Genomic DNA, 16,852 nt, shown 5'->3' on the forward strand with positions numbered 1-16,852 from the left:
AGCCGCCTATCCGGTGGTCTTCATCGACGCGATCCACGTGAAGATCCGCGACGGCGCGGTCGCGAACAGGCCCATCTACGTGGCCCTGGCCGTCACCGTCGAGGGCCGCCGGGACATCCTCGGGCTGTGGGCCGGCGACGGCGGCGAGGGCGCCAAGCACTGGATGCACATCCTCACCGAGATCAAGAACCGCGGCGTGAGCGACGTCCTCATGCTCGTCTGCGACGGGCTCAAGGGCCTGCCCGACGCCGTCGAGACCGTCTGGCCCCGCACCATCGTGCAGACCTGCGTGGTCCACCTGCTGCGGAACTCCTTCCGCTATGCCGCCCGCCAGGACTGGGACAAGATCGCCAAGGTACTCAAGCCCATATACACAGCGGCGACCGAGGAAGCCGCACTCGACCGGTTCGCCGAGTTCGCCGACGTCTGGGGCATGAAGTATCCGGCGATCGTGCGGCTCTGGGAGAACGCGTGGGAGGAGTTCACCCCGTTCCTCCGCTTCGACACCGAGATCCGCCGCATCGTCTGCACGACCAACGCGATCGAATCCGTGAACGCCAGGATCCGCCGGGCGGTCAAGGCCCGCGGCCACTGCCCCAACGAGCAGGCCGCACTGAAGTGCGTCTACATGGCGATCATGTCGCTGGACCCGACCAGCAAGGGCCAGGCCCGCTGGACCATGCGCTGGAAGACCGCGCTGAACGCCTTCGACATCACCTTCGACGGCCGACTCTCCGCAGCACGGTAGTATCCCTCAACGACCCGAGTTACACCGCTCGTTTGACAGACCCGTTCACGGGCGACGCGTGGGCGGCTCCGCCCGCTGCCGCTGCGGACGCACCCACATCAAGAGTGACCCGCTCCTCGGCACCCCACTCGACCCCGAGCGGTACGACTACACCGGCGCCGTGCTGTGGAACGCCCACGCCCCCGCCCTGTGGGCCCGCTTCATGCTCCACCTGCGCCGCACCATCGCCGCCGCAGCCGGTGTCCCGCAACGACTGCTCTCCAAGGTCGTCCGCGTCTCGTACGCCAAGGTCGCCGAATACCAGCAGCGCGGACTGATCCACTTCCACGCCGTGATCCGCCTCGACGGCCCCGCAGGCCCCTACACCCCGCCACCCGCATGGGCCACACCCGACCTCCTGGCCGACGCCATCCAGATCGCAGCCACCCGCGCCCACATCGACGGGCCCGAGGTCAGCGGCCGCTCCCGCTCCTTCGCCTTCCCCGACCACCCTCGTCCTCGCCCACTGGGCCTACGACGGCACCGGCCTCACCCCAGACCTCGAACGCCTCGCCGCACTCATCCACGGCGGCCCGACACGCGAACAGGGAGTGACAGCCGGTGCGTGACGACGAACTCCTCACCGTCCCCGAGGCGATGGCCCGCCTCAAGATCGGCCGCTCCGCCCTCTACGACCTCCTGCGCACCCGCCGCCTGGCCTCTCTGACCATCGGCCGCGCCCGCCGCATCCCCACCCACGCCCTGGGCGACTACGTCCAGCGCCACCTGGAAGAAGCCGCTCGATGACCGCCCCCAAGCGCAAGAAGGCCCGCGCCAACGGCGAAGGCACCATCTACCAGCGCAAGGACGGCCGCTGAGAAGCCGCCGGCTACGTCCTCGCCGCCAACGGCACCCGCAAACGCGTCCGCGTCTACGACACCACCCGCAGAGAAGCCGCCGACAAACTCGCCGAGAAGATCGCCGACAGCAACCGCGGTCTCCCTGCCGCCACCGCCGACAGCACCGTCGGCGACTACCTCACCTACTGGCTCGGCAGTGTCGCCGTTCACCGGCTCCGCGAGAACACTCATACCCGATACGCCGCCTGCGTCCGCCTCCACCTCATCCCCGGACTCGGCACCAAGAAGGTCGCCCGCCTCACGGCCAAGGACGTACGCACCTTCCTCGACCGGCTCCGCACCACCTGCCAGTGCTGCACCCAGGGCCTAGACACCGAACGGAAGAGGTGCTGCGCCATCGGCGAGTGCTGCCAGAAGCGACTGTCGCCCTCGACCGTGACCTACGTGCATTCGGTCCTCAAGTCCGCCCTCGAACACGCCGTCCGCGAAGACGAGCTGCCCTGCAACGTCGCTCGCAACGTCAAGACCACCGCACCCCGGCCGACGCGTTTCCGGCCTCTCACCGCAGTCGAGGCTCGCCACTTCCTCGACGCCGCCCGCGCCGACCGGCTGCACGCGCTGTATGAACTCGCCATCCGCACTGGCCTCCGCAAGGGCGAACTCCTCGGCCTCCGCTGGGAAGACCTCGACCTCACCACCGGAACGGCCAGCATCCGGCGCTCGCTCCAGCGCACTCGCACCGGAGGTCTCACGCATCTGCCCACCAAGACCCGAGCGTCCGAGCGCCGCATCGCCCTCCCGACCGAATGTCTCCACTCCCTCAAAGAACACAAGGAGCGGCAGGACAAGGAGCGCGAGATCGCAGGGCCGGACGGGAGAGGCGAGAGCCTCGTCTTCACCACACCCACAGGACGGCCTCTCGACCCGGCCAACCTCACCCGCCGCTTCCGCAGCTTCCTCGGTCGGGCAGGAATCCGTCGCATCCGCTTCCACGAACTTCGACACTCGACTGCGACCCTGCTCCTGGAACAGGGGGTCGACCTCGTCGTGATCAAGGAACTCCTCGGCCACGCCCACATCGGCGTCACCGCCGGCGTCTACGCCCACGTTCGACTCCGCCTCCAACGCCAAGCCATCGACACCCTGAGCGGCGCCCTATGGCACGCCGAGGAACCCCCTGACGAGCCGCCTGCCGCAACGCTCGTCCGCTGGCGTTGCCGTCACCGTTGCCGTCAGACCACGTTGAAGCCCCGCCAGGTGTCACCTGGCGGGGCTTCAGATTTGCATCGTGGATTCACTCCCGGTGCCGCTGATTGGGCATCATCACCGGGGCGTCGCAACGCATCCGGAGCGCCCCTGCTCTCTTACGGGAGAGGATCAGAGCGTATCGATTTCGTTCCCCTTTGAGTCAATGATCGCGTAGTCGCCGGGATAGGGAACCCAAACCCCAATCCCATTAGGCCACGAGACAATCTCAAGCGAGGCCACGTTTGAGATTGCGGTCCGGAGAAAGACCGCCTCACCGTCGCTCAGGGAGAAGGTGGTTCCTACCGGCTCGAAGCACACCTCGACGCTTTCCCCTTGCGCCGCCGCAAATTTCAGGTCTACGACCTGCTCTTCCTTGCTCACCTGACTATCTCCAAGCATCGATGATCTCCTGAGTCAGCACCACGCGCGCCGGTGCAGTCTTTCCGCCCTTTCCTGCGAGCGCTGCACTCTGGTAGAAGTCCTGCAATTTCTCCGCATCACCCCTGCTTGCCAACCCGCGCAAATCAGCCGGAGCGCGTGTTCCTACGAGGTGGGAGGGATCTCCGGAACCCCATACGCGCCCGCCCACTTCTTGCAGGGTGCCACCTTCAAGTTTCGGAACGCCAACCCTGCCGCCCGGATTGGCGAGATCGGTGGCGTTCCCCTTGGAGTCGACCGAGAAGCGAGGATCACAGTTGCTGTTGTGAACCAGGACCGGCGTCTGACCAGCCAGCACATAGTACGTGTGCAGGTCGTCGACGGTGAGGTTGTAGGTGCGGGCGTGCTTCGAGAACGGCTTGTTTCCGGTGACGATAACCGTGTCGCCGTCGTCGGTCCGAAGCGTCATGCCCTTCGTGAGTTCCCTCGCAGGCACCCAGCGCTTCTCGGAGGGTGACCAGAAGGGATGCTCGTGGGTTGCTGTGAGTTGCTCGATGCCGCTCTCGGTCGCAATGAAGAGCTTGTTGAAGTTCTTGTCTTCTTCGGTGCGTATGAGACGGGTTACCTCGCGAGGACCCTGCTCGCCTGTTTCCGGATCGGTGGCCAGCACCTTGTCACCAAGTTCAATATCCTCGATGTCTTTGGTTGCTCCGTCTGACACGAGGACGTCTGTGCCGGCGAGGAAGCATTTGCAGCCGGAAGCACCCTTTTCCCCCTTCTTTCCGAGAAGTCCCTTGACTGTTTTGGCTCCAGTTTTCAGCGACTTCACCGCGGGCGCTGCTGTCGCCGCACAGTTGATAGCTTCCGTAACACCGTCTGCGCAGTTCAGGACCTTACCGGCATCGAATTCTCCTTGCTTTATGTCGTAGGCTGCAGATATGACCGTCGCCGGAATGGATACGAGTGGAATCGGTACCGACGACAACTCATTGGCAGTCTCTTCCCAGTTCTTCGGCCGATCTTGGACAATTTCCCACGTGTATCCGCTGCCGAAGCCGGCAGGGCGGCTGTAGCTCCAACTATTTCCCTTGCTGTCCCTCGTCCAGCTCTGGTAGCTCCAGCCCTTCTCGGTCTGCGTCCAGGATTCATTGACCGTCGGCTTGCTGTGCGCGTCGCCGCAGGTGGTGATGATTCCGCCGCAACGCCCCTCGGGTGCCAGTCCGGTGGGGTCTGAAAATGTCGCGGGGTTGTTGTTGGCGTAGGTGTACCCGTGCATCTGCTGCGGGTCCGCGAGGTCCATGATCGGGTCGACGCTGATGAAACGGCCCAGCGCGGGGTCGTATTCGCGGGCACCAAGGTGGGTCAGGCCGGTGGCCTTGGTGTCGTCGGTGCCGCCGACGAAGCCCTTGGTGCCGGGCCACGCGGAGGGTGTGGTGCCGCGGGGAGAGCCGAACAGATCCGTGCGGCGCTGCTGGACGGCGAGGTTGTCGGCGTTGATGGCGAGTTGGCCGGTGCCGTGATGGTCGGCAATAGTGAAGTCGAATGTGCCGTCATCGCTTCGGATGGCTTGGTGGCCGCCACCGATTTCGATGTAGCGGGTGGCCTTGGCGGTGGTGGCGCCCTTGGGCAGGGTGACTTCGGTGTGGCCGAGGTAGAGGGTGGTTTCGGTGGCGGTACGGCCGATGAGGCGGCTACCACCTGCGTCATAGACGTATTCGGTGGTCCTGCCGTCTTCGGTGACCTTGGAAAGCTTGCCCTCGGCGTCCCAGGTCAAGGACTGGCCTGGGCGGGCCGTGGTGTTGCCGGTGCTGTCGTAGCTGTAGTTTTCGGTGCTGATGCCGCTCGCGTTCTTGGTGGCGACGGAGCTGAGCGTATGTGGCTGCCTGGCGCCGGCCGCGGGGTAACTGTAGGTGCGCTGGATGTTCTTAGTGGTATCGCCAGCCGGGTCGTGCCGGGTCTCTGCGAGCCGGTTACCGACCTTGTCGTAGGTGTAAGAGTTCCAATACGGAGCCGGGCCACCGACTGCGGACGTGCTGGGCGTAGTGGCGCAGGCGTTGGACGGCTGGGACCATGCCTCCGTCACGCGGCGCAGATAGTCGTAGACGAAGCACTGGTTGTCAGTGCCGGTGCGTGAGGTATCAGAGATGGACAGGATATTGCCCATCTCGTCGTACTTGTAGGTGGCGTGGCGGTCGACGCCGGCCTGTTCCTCACGGTCGACGCGGGAGGTGGCCAGGCGCTGGGTGCCCCACTCGTAGGTGTTGGTGGTCCAGGTCTTCTTCCCGCTGTCGGTGAGACCGAGTTCGTACTGGAGCGGTTTTCCGGTGTTGCTGTACTTGACCGAGGTGGTCATGCCCTGGCCGAACACGGCCGTCGGGCGCAGGGTCTGGTCCTCGTAGCTGTAGTTGACCGAGCCGCCGGGCAGTGCCCCGGCCGCGGAGTAGCTGAACCCGCCGACCAGGCCGGAGGGGGCGTAGCTGGTGCCTGTCTGGTAGGTGCCGGCCAGGGCGCCTTCGGAGTCGGGGATCACCACTGCGGTCCTGATGGGCCGGTAGAGCCTGTCGTACTGGGTGACCTTGGTGGTGTATGCGTGGCCGGCCTGGTAGCGGGTGGTCTCGGCCAGGTGGCCCTTCGCTCCGGTGAGAGTGTCGTAGGCCCAGCTGGCGCGCAGGCTTCCGGTTGCGGAGCCTTCGCGCAACTCCAGCTGGCGGCCGAGGTTGTCGTAGGTGTTGAAGAGGCTCGTGTTGCGTGCGTCCTTGGTGGAGGTCACCTGGCCGCGGTCGTCATAGACGGTGGTGGTGACGCCCTTGTCGGGATCTTCGCTCTTGGTCTGGCGGCCGAGTTGGTCGTAGGTGTAGCTCCAGGAGTTGCCGGCGGGGTCGGTGACCTTGGCAAGCTGGCCGTGCGGCGTGTGGCGGTAGGTGGTGGTGTCGTAGGCCGCGTCGATGTTGCGGGAGTGGTGCTGGCGTAGCTCGGTGGTCTGGCCGCGGGCGTCGGTCAGGGTGGTGGTGGCGGTGCCGCCTGCTGGGGGGATGACCGTGGTCCGGTCACCGCCGTAGATCGTCTTGGTGGTGGCGAGGCTGGTGCCGCCGTCGCCGTTGCCGGCGATCTGCTGGCTCTGCACTGCGCGGCCCAAGCCGTCGAACGTGGTGCGGGTCTGGGTTTCTACCGCGAGTGCGTCGACCGGCTTGAACAGCTCCATTGACGGCGCACCGGTGGCGTAGTAGGGCGCGAACGTCTTGGTGGCGAGCCCGCGCTCGTCGTAGAAGGTGTCGGTCAAGATGCGGCCGCCGTCCGGCCCCGGTGTCTGGCTCTGGCGTTCGCGCAGGAACCCGTCATACAGCAGGTGGGAGCTGATCTGTCCGCCGTTGTTGTTGAGGCGCTTGGTGGTGACGGCGACCGGCTTGCCTTCTGCCACCCGGTAGGCGAACTCGTAGCTCGGTGTCTGGGTCTTTCTGCGGTTGGCGAGCCATACCTTGGCGTTGCGGCCGAGTGCGTCGTAGGTGAACTCGGTCACGTTGCCGTTAGTGTCGGTCTGCGTGAGCCGCTGGCTACGCAGAGGGTCGATCGTGGTGGTGGTGGTCTGAGCGGTGGCAGCGTCCCCTGCTTTGGCGGGCGGGGTGGTGGACGTGGTCTGGGTGGGCAGTCCCGTGGCCGGACTGAACGACGTCTTGGTGGTGCGGCCGTCGTCGCGCGCGGTGCGCACCGGCGCGGCGGTGCCGTCGACGGTGACGGTGGCGGTCAGATCGGTGCTGGTCAGCACGCGGCCATAGCCGTCGAAGGTGGCGCCGGTCTCCAGATAGGTGGCCTTGGTGCCGTCGTGGCTCTTCAGTGTCGCCACGCTGGTGGCGTCGCCCTTGGTCGGCGCGGCGTTGTAGGCGCCGCCGTCGTAGGCGGTACGGACATCGGAGGTGACGTCCTTGGACCGGTCAGGGGTGGTGCCGCATGCCTTGGCGACGGTCTCCACCCGCGACGGCAGTGCGAGGATGTTCTTGCTGATGTTGCTGGCGTACGTGGTGCGTGTGCACTGATCGTCGCTGGTACTGGAGGTGTCGCCCTGATTGTCGACCTGGGTGAGGCGGCCGCCAACGGTGTCGTATGTCGCAGCAGTCGCGCTGATGCGCCACTTGTCGCCCGCGCCGTTGTCGAGCGAGGTCCATGTCCTGGACTCCGCGGTGCCGCTGAAGTTCGCGGTGACGGTGCCCCAATCGCGGACCTTCTTGGCGGTCTCGTGGTGCCAGGGACGGCTGACCGACTTGGCCAGCACCTTGCCGCCCGGGGCATCGAAGGTGACCGTTTTGTAGTTGCTGCCTGCAGCCGACTCGTGATCGGTGATCGCCGCGCCCTCACCGGCGGCGAGCGCCACGGTGACAGACTTGGTGCCACCGGTCTTGTCCTTGCGGTCACCGTGCATGCCGCGCAGGAAGTAGGAGTCGTACTGCGACTTCATCGAGCCGCCCTGACCACCGGTCTTGACCCGGACATGGCCGTAGCCACGCCACTGCGACCAGGTCTTGCTCTTCTCTTTGGCCAGCCCGTCGGTGTCGTCGAAGTGCCAGGCCGCGCCGTCCAGGTATGCGTACTGCGTGACCTGGTCCGGGGAACCGCCCGTGCGGTCGGTCGCGGTGACCGAGGTGACGACGTACTTGTTGAACCAGTGCAGCTCCGGGTCACTGAAGCTGTCGCCGCCGATGTACTGCGGGAAGCAGCGGGTTGTGTTGGTGTGCGGGGTGGGAGGGCTGCCCTCCTTGCACGCCGGTGTCGAGTAGTTGGCGTCGATCTGGCCGCCGGATTCGTCCGCGACGGTGGACAGGCGGGACTTGATGAACGGCGCGATGCCGTCGCCGGTCTCGTCCAGCCGGTTCTCCAGCTGGGTGTAGGCGAAGGTGGTTTTCGGCAATGTGACCGGTGTGCTCGCGGTGTGGCCGGTGTGCTGGACACTGTCAAGGAGGAGCTGGTAGTCGACGTCGGCCGTGCCCCAGCGGTGCGCAAGCTTCCAGGAGTCGACCTTGCCGTAGGCGCCGTCTGGCTTCAGGGCCTGGGTGGTGACCTCGGTCAGGCGCTTACGTGTCCAGAAGGACGGTGAGAGACGGCCCTTGTCGCAGTCGGTGCCGGCCTTGCAGTTCAGGTCCCACGGCGTGTCGTACCAGTACTGCTTGTTGGCATCGATGGTGTCCGCCGCGCAGGTCACCCCGGACTGCGGGATACACCGCTCGGTGTTGCTGAAGACGACCTTCGCCTGCGGCTTGTCGACGTATGCCTTGTCCCACTTCAGCCCGTACTCGATACGGTCGAGATATCCGCCTCGGGTGTAGCGGGTGTCATCCGATGCCTTGAGGTTGCGCCCGTAGGAGTTCTTTTCCGTGTTGTAGTAGTAGGTGACCGCGTTACCGTGGGCGTCGATGACGTAGTCGAGGTTCCAACGCCATCCCTGCTGGCACCATGAGCTGGCGAAATCGGATGCATGACACGGCTCACCGTCGTTGTTCCCGAAGACCGGAGTCGTCCAGGTGGAGTCGGTGGTTTCCTTACCCTCGGCCCAGCCGGAGAGCCGGTTGTAGCCGAAGTAGGCGCGCGTCCCGTCCGGGGTGGTCACTCGCCAGTACTCGCCATCGTTGTCCCCGTTGGCGCGGCTGGTGGACTTGAGGCGGTCGATCTTCGTGCCGTCGTCGTTCTTCAGCTTCCACGAGTTCGCTCCGGCCGGGACGAGCTCGCCGCCCTTGCCGTTGAAGGAAATGAAGGCGTTGTCGTAGCCCCAGCACAGGTCACCGGGCTTGTTGCCGTCAGCGTTCTTCTCGCCGTCGTCGGCGCACGGCTTGTACTTTCGCTCGATATAGCCCGGCCACAGGTCAAACCCGTCACCGACCCAAGACCCCTGATTGTTGGTGCCACCCGTGCGTCCGTCGATGGACCCGGAGGAATAGCTCATGCCGACACTCGGCTTGAGGCCCCCGGGAACCTCGGGCACCGGCATGGCATAGGACCAGGTGAAATCGCCGGCATTGAGGTTTGTACCCCATTCGGCAGAGGCGGCCAGGTCGGTCGCTGCGTAGTCGCCCTTCTCGCCCGCCGCCGCCGCGACCACGGCGAGAACCGTCGGCCCCTCAGCACTCAGCCTGACCGCCTTGGCAGTCAGCTCCTGTTTGCCGGTGTCGTTGACACTTATCACTGGTTCGCCCGTGCGGCACGTCTTCTTGCCCGGGGTGGTCAGCGCACAGGGGGGTAGTTCCACCAATTGCAGACGGGAGGCATAGCCGCCGCCGAAGGCATCCGCGAAAGCGGCGTAGTCCACCGTGACCGTGGTTCTGTCGCCGCCGTCGGCGGCGGCCGTGTTCCGGGCTGTGCCCTTGAGGGTTTTGGTGGTGTCGCGCTTCGGGGTGAGAGAGAACAACACGCCCCGCACCCCGGCGCGTTCCGTCGCCTTGCGGTCCAGCACGCGGGCCTCGACCTCACCGCGCACGGAGTCCTTGGCCCGCTTCGCGGATGCGAGCGTGATCGGCAGCCCCTTGGTGGCGACCGCTTTGGGTGCAGACGTGGACGTCGGGTCAGGCATATCGACCACGGCCGAACCTGCCTGGGGCCAGGTGACCGCCGGGGCCTTGCTCGGGGTCTTCGCCCCCTTGGTCAGGGTGCGCGGTTTGATCCTCTGATCATCTTCGCCCGCGACCGGCCTATCGGTGTTCGGCAAGTCGGGGCGGGTATTGCCCTGGGCATTGGCCGGCGGGGTTGCCGTGAACTGTATGAGTCCGCCGACCATGACCGCCGACAGAACCAGTGAGGTCCTTCGATACAGGAATGCTTTGGAGCGCACCCCGGAAAAGGGTTTCATCATCCTTGTGCCTATCGCTATCTGTGCCGCGCCCGCGTGGATGCGGGACACGACCACGAATGTGGGAGGGAGGCATTACCGTTTGCCCGCGCCCCGCTGCTGTGCGGGGCGCGGGCGGTTGCGCGTCAGCCGGAGGGGACCTCGGTCGGCAGGTCGAACCAGCTGCGGGCCAGTACTCCGATCTGTTCGTCGTTCAGGGCGCCTTGGAAGGCCCACACGTCATCGACGACACCGGGGAAGTAGCCGCCCCAGGCACCGTTCTCCTTAGCGCGACCGATCTGGAGGGACTTGCCTGCCTTGAAGGTCAGCGTGTCCTCGGACCAAGAGATCAGATCCTCGCAGCCTGTCTCGTCCACCTCCCCGTCACCGTCCGCATCGCCGCAGGCGACCTCCTGGAGATAGCCGTTCACATACAGCCGGGCCTGCTTGCTGAAGCCGTCATAGACCAAGGCCAGGTGATTCCACTCCATCACGTCGGTGAACTCGCTGTTGGCGATCCGCACCACGGCCGGTGCAGATGTGTCCGCGCCGGGCAAGGAAACCTCCCAGCGGCCCAGCCCCTCGGTGTTGCTCGCATCGGGCACGAACCTGAGGACGAACGCGCTCTGCGCGGCGCCTTCAGCGCTCACCACCGCGGCCGCTTGCTCAGGTGTAGCGGCTGCCTGCGCCCAGCCGGCGATAGTGAAGCTCGTACCGGTATCGATCGGCACCGTCGAAGTGGATGCGTAGCCGCCCACTCCGTCGAGCTCCAGGCCTGAGTCCATGAAGCCCCAGCCAATCTTCGCGCCACCCGCCAATCTCATGGCGTTGCCGGTGCCGACGTCGTCCGGGGTCGTGGTGGTGGCTTCATCGAGCTTCCAGCGGGACTTCACCAGGGGGCGCTGCCGGTACATCTGCAGCACCTCCTCGGAGGAGACCGGCCGGTCGAAAAGGCGCACCTCGTCGATGGATCCGGGGAAGTAGTTGCTGATGGTTCCGCTGTGGTTGGTTGCGCCGATGTACATCGACTGGTTCGCGTAGAACGCGCCACCGAGCTTGACGGAACCGGCCTTGGTGCCGTTGACATACAGGGTGAGTGTGTCGGCAACGGTGTCGTGGACGCCGACGAGGTGCGCCCACTCCCCGACCCGGGCGGTGACGCCATCGGCCTGCATCGCACGCATGATCTTCGCATCGGCGGTGTCGCCGGCGTACTGGTTGAACGCCCACCGGTCATAGGTGGCGGAGTAGTACAGCTCGAAGCCAGGTCGCTGCATGCCTGCCTGGGCCGTGATGATCGCCGCCTTGCCCGGCGCCTTGTCCAGCTTGGCCCAAGCGGAGACGGTGAAACTGCGGCTGGTGTTCACATGCGGGCCGCTCGTCTGCCCGATGCGGGCGTATCCGTCTGTGCCGTTGAACTTTGTCGCCTTGCCCTTCACTCCCATCTGCCCGGAGGTGACGCCGCCGTTGAACTTCGCGGGCAGTACCCCGCCGTGACCGCTGAACTCCTGTGCGTCGGCGGGCTCGTCCAGCGGGAACATCGCGATGGCCGGGCGTCCCGGGTCCCCGACGCTCTGATGGGCCTTCAGCTTGTTGACTTCGCCTTGGACCAGCGGCTTGTCGAAGAGCTGCACCTCATCAATGGTGCCGGGGAAGAAGTGGCTCGGGGTTCCGGTGACGTTCTTTCCGCCGATCTGCAGTCCGCGCCGGGCCTCCCACGGCGTGGAGTACGGCACCGCTCCAACGAATGTGCCGTCCACATACAGCTCAAGGACGTCATCGGCGGAGTTGTAGGAGCCGACCAGATGCGTCCACACGCCGACGGTCACCTTGCTGGTGTCGCCCTGTGCGACGCGCACCAGACCGCCACCGGAGTCATCCGACTTGTACTGGTTGAACGACCAGCCATACGTCGCCGAGTAATACAGTTCGAGACCAGGTGCGTTGTTCCCGGGAACCACGACCGCGATCGCTGCTCTGCTGGGCTTCGTGTCCAGCTTCACCCACGCGGAGACCGCGAAGCCCTTACTGGTGTCGACCGGTGAAAGGTCGGTGGAGGCGTAGGCGTCGGTGCCGTTGAAATGCACTCCGGTGTTCCTCGCGCCCGCCGCGCCCGGGGTCGCGCCGCCGTGCAGAGCGAGAGTACGCGGTGGCGTCGACCCCCCAGCGGCAGTCGCTCCGGCGGACTCGTCCATCTGCCAGGTCGCCCGATCGGGCTGGCCGGCCTTGACCCGGAACTGGTAAGTGCGCACCTCGCTGCCGTTGCCTGCACCGTCAAAGGCCTGCGCCGTGATGAAGTTGACGCCCGAAGAGGTCGGCAGGACCTTCGCGACCTGGGCCGCCCCACCCGAGGTAGCCAGAGCGTTCTTCGGGGTGGGATCGGAGTTGATGCCGTACCAGTACTTGGTCACATCCGTATCGGCGGCCTTCAGGTTGAAGTAACCGTACTGGCCCACCCCGTCCCACCAAGGATCGTTCGGGTTCTCCGGATTGGAGGCCGGATACTCACTCGACGTGATCGCCGGGGCCTCCGGCACGGTCGTGTCGTAAACGAAGTAGCAGCCGGTCGGACCACCCGCGTACGACCACGGTGAATACTGTGCTCCGTCCCAGGAGCGTACGTACCAGTTGACCGTCTTGTTCTGCGGGATCGATGTCGGCAGACTGATCGAGAAGTTGGAGCCGGAAGCCTTCGCACTCGTGCGGGCCGGCTTCCACCGTGCGATCAGGCCCTTTCCGTCGCCGGCATCCCACTTCGCCTGGAACTGCAACGCCACCTTGTCGCCGTCCGGGTCTGTGATGTTGTTCGCGTAGATCTTGCCAAGGGTGCGCACCCGAGGCGCGGCTCCGGGGGTCTTGCAGATGCCGCCGTACTCCATGGCCAGCTGCGACATCTTCACCTGCGGCGGCGGACGGTTGTACTTCACTCGTAGGAATGCCTTGTCCGAGAACCGCTTCCAGCCGTATCTGTCGGTCTCGCTGGAGGCCTTGAGGCCGAACGTCATCGTCGACCACTTGCCGTTCGCGGCCTGCTGTACCGCCGACTTCACATCGAACTCAGCATCCTTCGCCGCACAGCCCGAGTAGCCGTACGCGAACGACTCGGTTTTCAGGTGATCGATCCAAAACCCTGACGCGTTCTGCGAGTTCCAGGTCGTCGAGGACGAGATGCCCTTCGTGCGCCACAACTGCACGCCCCGGTTCGTGCAGGACGCGGAGTGCACGTTCCGCACGACGAACTCCGCCGACAGAATCGACTTGCCTGCGAACTTCGAAGTGGGGATACGGTAGAAGAGGCGCTTGGTGTCATGCGGCGCGCAGTAGTTCCAGCCGCAATAACCCATACCGGCGTTGTTCTCGCCGTTGAACTTCCACTGCGGCGAGGACGCCCAGTACTTCGACGCCATCGTCCAAGCCGACGCACGCGGCGAGTACCACTGGGGGTCGATGAACACCGGGTAGTGCGTGTCCTTGCCCGCCAACACTTCCTGATCCGGCGTCAGCACCAGTTCGTCGCCGCCCGAAGTCAGAGCGACATCCACCGGGGCAAGTTTGCCGGACTCTCCAGCTCCCGGCTCCCCGTCGCGTTCACCTTCAGCACCGGTGGCGGTGCGGGCGGCAGGCGCTCCTTCGCCAGGGCTGGAGTCCCACATCATCGGCTTCGGCGCCTCGAAGACCGCGCTCTTCGCACCCTTGTCAACCGCTTCGAGGCCGCCATCGGATGCTTCGCGGACCTCCACACCCTCGGTGCCGAGCCTCAGCCGCAGCTCCTTAAGTGCGGAGCTTCCCGCTGCCTCAGCGGACTTGACCACCAGCAGCTGGGTAAATCCGTCTTCCTGAGCGCCCATCCGCAGGTCGACATCGGGAAGGACGTTCCGATAGGTCGCGATGCTGCCGTCCAAGTCTGGGTCGGGCAGCTTACCCGGCCAAGTCAGAGCAAGCTCACGGCCGGCCTTCTCCATACGCACCAACGGCGCATCACCACCGCCGGAGAACGCCAGCTTCACCGTCGTGGCCTTCGGCGCGACCATGCCATCCGACGAAGCGGACAGATCCGTGTCGACCGGCTTCCAATCCCCACCGGCCCGGGTCCAGACCGGACGCAGATATTCCCGCGCCTCCAAGTCTCCCGAGGGCGTGGCGAACACCTCACGGGTCTCACCGCGCATCGACGCGATCTCAACGCTCTCGCCGGACTCCCTCGCCTCAGCCAGCGCCTCAGCCTCCGAATACAGCCTCGGCTCCGGTGCCTTCGTCGCCTCGCCCTCAGCGTCGGAGACCACTGACGGCGACGCGGCGGACACAAGCCCTGGCAACAGTCCGACCGTCAATATCGCACTCAGCGCGACAGCGACAGCCCCTGCCGCGCCAGAAGCACTCCACCGGGATCTCACTTCCATCCCCCACCCACAGCATGAAGATCAATTGAAGAAACTGAGGAGACCCTAGGTGTCGACCAGTTGTCCGGGCTAGCCGCACGAACTCGACAAAAGGAGGTCAGAGCCACGAACTGGGCGGTGACCTGCGACACTTTTGTACACAGCTACGTCACATCCTGTTCACAGGCAGACCGAGCATCGTGGCAGCCCGGTCAGAATGACCTGTGGCGTGGAAGCCGCCGTGCAACCGCGGTGGTCGGGCACCCGCGGACGTAGTCAGGACGTCAGACGTGTACGCCGAGCCCTGCCGCGACTCTCGACGCCTAGCCTGGGACTGTAGAAGCCAGCCGTGGTGGTTCGGCGCTTCTGCACCGCACCCTCGGATACGCCCTCTCCGAGCCGCCTGCGAATCCGGTCGGACGGGACTGACATTGAGCTTCTTCGATGTGGCCACCGATCGGGTGACGGCCCGTGAAGCGCAACGAGCAAGGCCCCCGGGTGGTTGATCGAGACGTCTGGCGTCTCAACAACACTGCTCGGGGGCCTCGTTGCTGGGTTCGACATCAGCGAGTCCACCACCCATGCCTACACCAGCGCGGTCGTCGACCTGCTCGCCGCACGCGCACCGGGTCTGCTCAAGACGCTGCACGAACCCGACTTCGTCCTTCTCGACGGCACTCTCGCCAAATGCGACCGGTTCGGCGACGGCCGCGCCGACTACTCCTACAAGCACCGCCGCCACGGCGTGAACGTGCAGGTCCTCACCGATCCCGCCGGCCGGCTGCTGTGGCTCTCGCCCGCCCTGCCGGGCCGCACCCACCGCCCGCACCCACCGGATCATCCGGATCTGCGAGCGCCAGGGCGTTCCCATCGTGCCCGATCTCGCGTACCAGGGCGCCGGCCCGGGGCTGACCACCGGCATCAAACGCAAGCCCCTACAGGAACTGACCCCCACCGAGAAGACCCGCAACCGTGCCCTGGCCGCAGCACGCGCACCCGTCGAACGTGGCGTCGCTCGCCTGAAGTCCTGGCGGATCTTCCACAGGTCCCGCTGCAGCCCCGACCGCATGATGTCAATCGCCAAGGCCGTCCTCATACTGGAGCGGCAACGCCGAAGAAGCTCATTGATGTCGCTACTCGCGCTCCGCAGGCCGTTCCTCGATCAGTAACGGAGCACGGTGCTCGCCTTGGCGACCTTGCAAGCTGCAGCTGGATAGAGTGATGGCATGCGTCTGGCTGAGCGCCTCATCCCCTCAGGAACGGCAAAGAAAATGCAAAGCCCTTCTTAAGGTGCAGGTCAGGAAGTTTCCTGCCCGCCGACACGGAGGTGAACCGCAGATCGACTGGGGCCTGAAGTACATCAAGGGGTGCTCTTCAGCCGGCCCGCCGTTCCGCCCGGCGCGACTGGAGCGTGTGCTCTCTGCGCGAGCGGAGGTGAGCCGGCCCGGTTTGCGATGCTGGCCGCGTAAACGGGTGGCCCGGCGGGACGGAGACTTTTACCTGTCTTGTGCGGCCTCCCCTCGTTCTTGGAGGTCAGCCGAGAGAGGCGATGGCCTTCACGATCAGGGCCCGCAGCGAAGGCCCGATGACCAGGACCGGAGCGTCTTCCGGACCGTCAAAACGGTGTTGCAGGGTGTTCGGTGGTGTCTCGCTCACCCGTCCGACCCTCTCATCTGTCACGCGATGCCACAGCAGTGGGGTGACCCGAGCGGGACTCCCAGCGGTTCCTCACCGGACGGCTGAGGCCCGGGCGGTGGGAGATCGGGATGCCGGCTCCTCCGCGGCGCGTCTACGCGGCACGGTCGTAGTCCGTGGGCCCCTCGGGGAACGTGGGGTCAGAGCCTCCGTCCTCGGGGTCGGCGGTCCGGCGGAGGAGTCTTTTCTGGGCAGCCCGCAGAGCGGCCCACGCGAGGAACAGCCCGGCGGTCAGGGCCCAGGAGGCGGCCCACCAACCGGCTGTCGATCGGTGCAGGGCCTCGGCCGCGGTGAGGATCAGGGCGATCGCGTGAGCCCAGCACAGCAGCGCGCCGGCCCCGCGGGTGGCGCGGTTGATTCCGCGGAAGCCGGGTTGCGCCCGCGGCCCGTCCTGTCGCATGATCCCCCGTTTCGTCATGCGCTTCTTTGCCCGCCCTTGAACGTTCATACGTTCGAGCTCGGGGACGGGACCCGAGGAGTCGGCTTTGAGCCCCGTTGCGTTGACGACGAAAGAGTCGTCACAGGGAAAGAGGGGCTACGCCGGCTTCCGTTCCGGGAGGAAACGGGCGTGGAAGTCGGCTCGTTCCGGTCCCTCTGCATGTTTCTGGTCGAGTACTGCTCGTAGGCCGGGGAGGTCCGGTGACCCGGAGCCCAACGCGTCGGACGCACCGTGGGGCAAGGTGTCGCAACGGTGGTGGCGGGAGTACGAGCAGTACCTGAACCCGACGAACGCGTACGTGGTCTCCTGGGGTGGCGG

General features: G+C 65.8%; 6 protein-coding genes and 4 pseudogenes. 5 read left to right on the forward strand and 5 right to left on the reverse strand.

The genetic code is table 11. The features are described from left to right. Positions 1-7 precede the first annotated feature (7 nt). The 4 genes and pseudogenes from V9U70_RS17130 to V9U70_RS17145 all read left to right on the forward strand — a co-directional run. A pseudogene (locus V9U70_RS17130) lies at positions 8-748 on the forward strand (IS256 family transposase); the annotation flags it as partial. Positions 749-806: 58 nt separating this feature from the next. After that, positions 807-1,169: pseudogene (locus V9U70_RS17135) on the forward strand (replication initiator); the annotation flags it as partial. A 179-nt stretch (positions 1,170-1,348) separates the two neighbouring features. Continuing rightward, on the forward strand, positions 1,349-1,534 hold the full coding sequence (locus V9U70_RS17140; protein WP_336676205.1) for a helix-turn-helix domain-containing protein: 186 nt from the start codon (positions 1,349-1,351) through the stop codon (positions 1,532-1,534). Continuing rightward, positions 1,531-2,796 (forward strand): annotated as a pseudogene (locus tag V9U70_RS17145) (tyrosine-type recombinase/integrase); the annotation flags it as partial. The gene V9U70_RS17140 and the pseudogene V9U70_RS17145, both read left to right, overlap by 4 nt. A gap of 168 nt (positions 2,797-2,964) precedes the next feature. Here V9U70_RS17145 and V9U70_RS17150 read toward each other — a convergent pair. The 3 genes from V9U70_RS17150 to V9U70_RS17160 all read right to left on the reverse strand — a co-directional run bounded on the left by V9U70_RS17150 (position 2,965) and on the right by V9U70_RS17160 (position 14,190). Continuing rightward, complete coding sequence (locus V9U70_RS17150) at positions 2,965-3,216, reverse strand: hypothetical protein (protein ID WP_336676207.1); 252 nt, start codon at positions 3,214-3,216, stop codon at positions 2,965-2,967. Between the two features lie 4 nt (positions 3,217-3,220). Beyond that, positions 3,221-10,042, reverse strand: a complete 6,822-nt coding sequence (locus tag V9U70_RS17155; RefSeq protein WP_336676826.1) for a polymorphic toxin-type HINT domain-containing protein — start codon at positions 10,040-10,042, stop codon at positions 3,221-3,223. Positions 10,043-10,167: 125 nt separating this feature from the next. Next, positions 10,168-14,190 (reverse strand): LamG-like jellyroll fold domain-containing protein, encoded by a 4,023-nt coding sequence (locus tag V9U70_RS17160; RefSeq protein ID WP_336676828.1) that lies wholly within the window; start codon positions 14,188-14,190, stop codon positions 10,168-10,170. Between the two features lie 754 nt (positions 14,191-14,944). Between V9U70_RS17160 and V9U70_RS17165 the strand changes: the two are divergent. Continuing rightward, positions 14,945-15,569 (forward strand): annotated as a pseudogene (locus V9U70_RS17165) (transposase family protein); the annotation flags it as partial. Positions 15,570-15,933: 364 nt separating this feature from the next. Here the strand turns inward: V9U70_RS17165 and V9U70_RS17170 are convergent. Together V9U70_RS17170 and V9U70_RS17175 are read right to left on the reverse strand one after the other, a co-directional pair. Beyond that, the gene (locus tag V9U70_RS17170) at positions 15,934-16,056 is read right to left on the reverse strand and encodes a hypothetical protein (protein WP_336676877.1); all 123 of its coding nucleotides are present in this window, start codon (positions 16,054-16,056) and stop codon (positions 15,934-15,936) included. 133 nt (positions 16,057-16,189) lie between these two features. Beyond that, positions 16,190-16,513: a hypothetical protein gene (locus V9U70_RS17175; protein ID WP_336676209.1), complete on the reverse strand. Its 324-nt coding sequence runs from the start codon at positions 16,511-16,513 to the stop codon at positions 16,190-16,192. Positions 16,514-16,852 lie beyond the last annotated feature (339 nt).

This window comes from Streptomyces pratensis (assembly GCF_037137275.1).
GTDB classification, from domain to species: domain Bacteria; phylum Actinomycetota; class Actinomycetes; order Streptomycetales; family Streptomycetaceae; genus Streptomyces; species Streptomyces pratensis_B.

Coding starts and splice junctions, on each gene's coding strand:
- V9U70_RS17160 (WP_336676828.1), bottom strand. CDS start 14,190: ATGCGCGGTGAGACCCGTGAGGTGTTCGCCACGCCCTCGGGAGACTTG.
- V9U70_RS17155 (WP_336676826.1), bottom strand. CDS start 10,042: ATGAAACCCTTTTCCGGGGTGCGCTCCAAAGCATTCCTGTATCGAAGG.
- V9U70_RS17175 (WP_336676209.1), bottom strand. CDS start 16,513: ATGACGAAACGGGGGATCATGCGACAGGACGGGCCGCGGGCGCAACCC.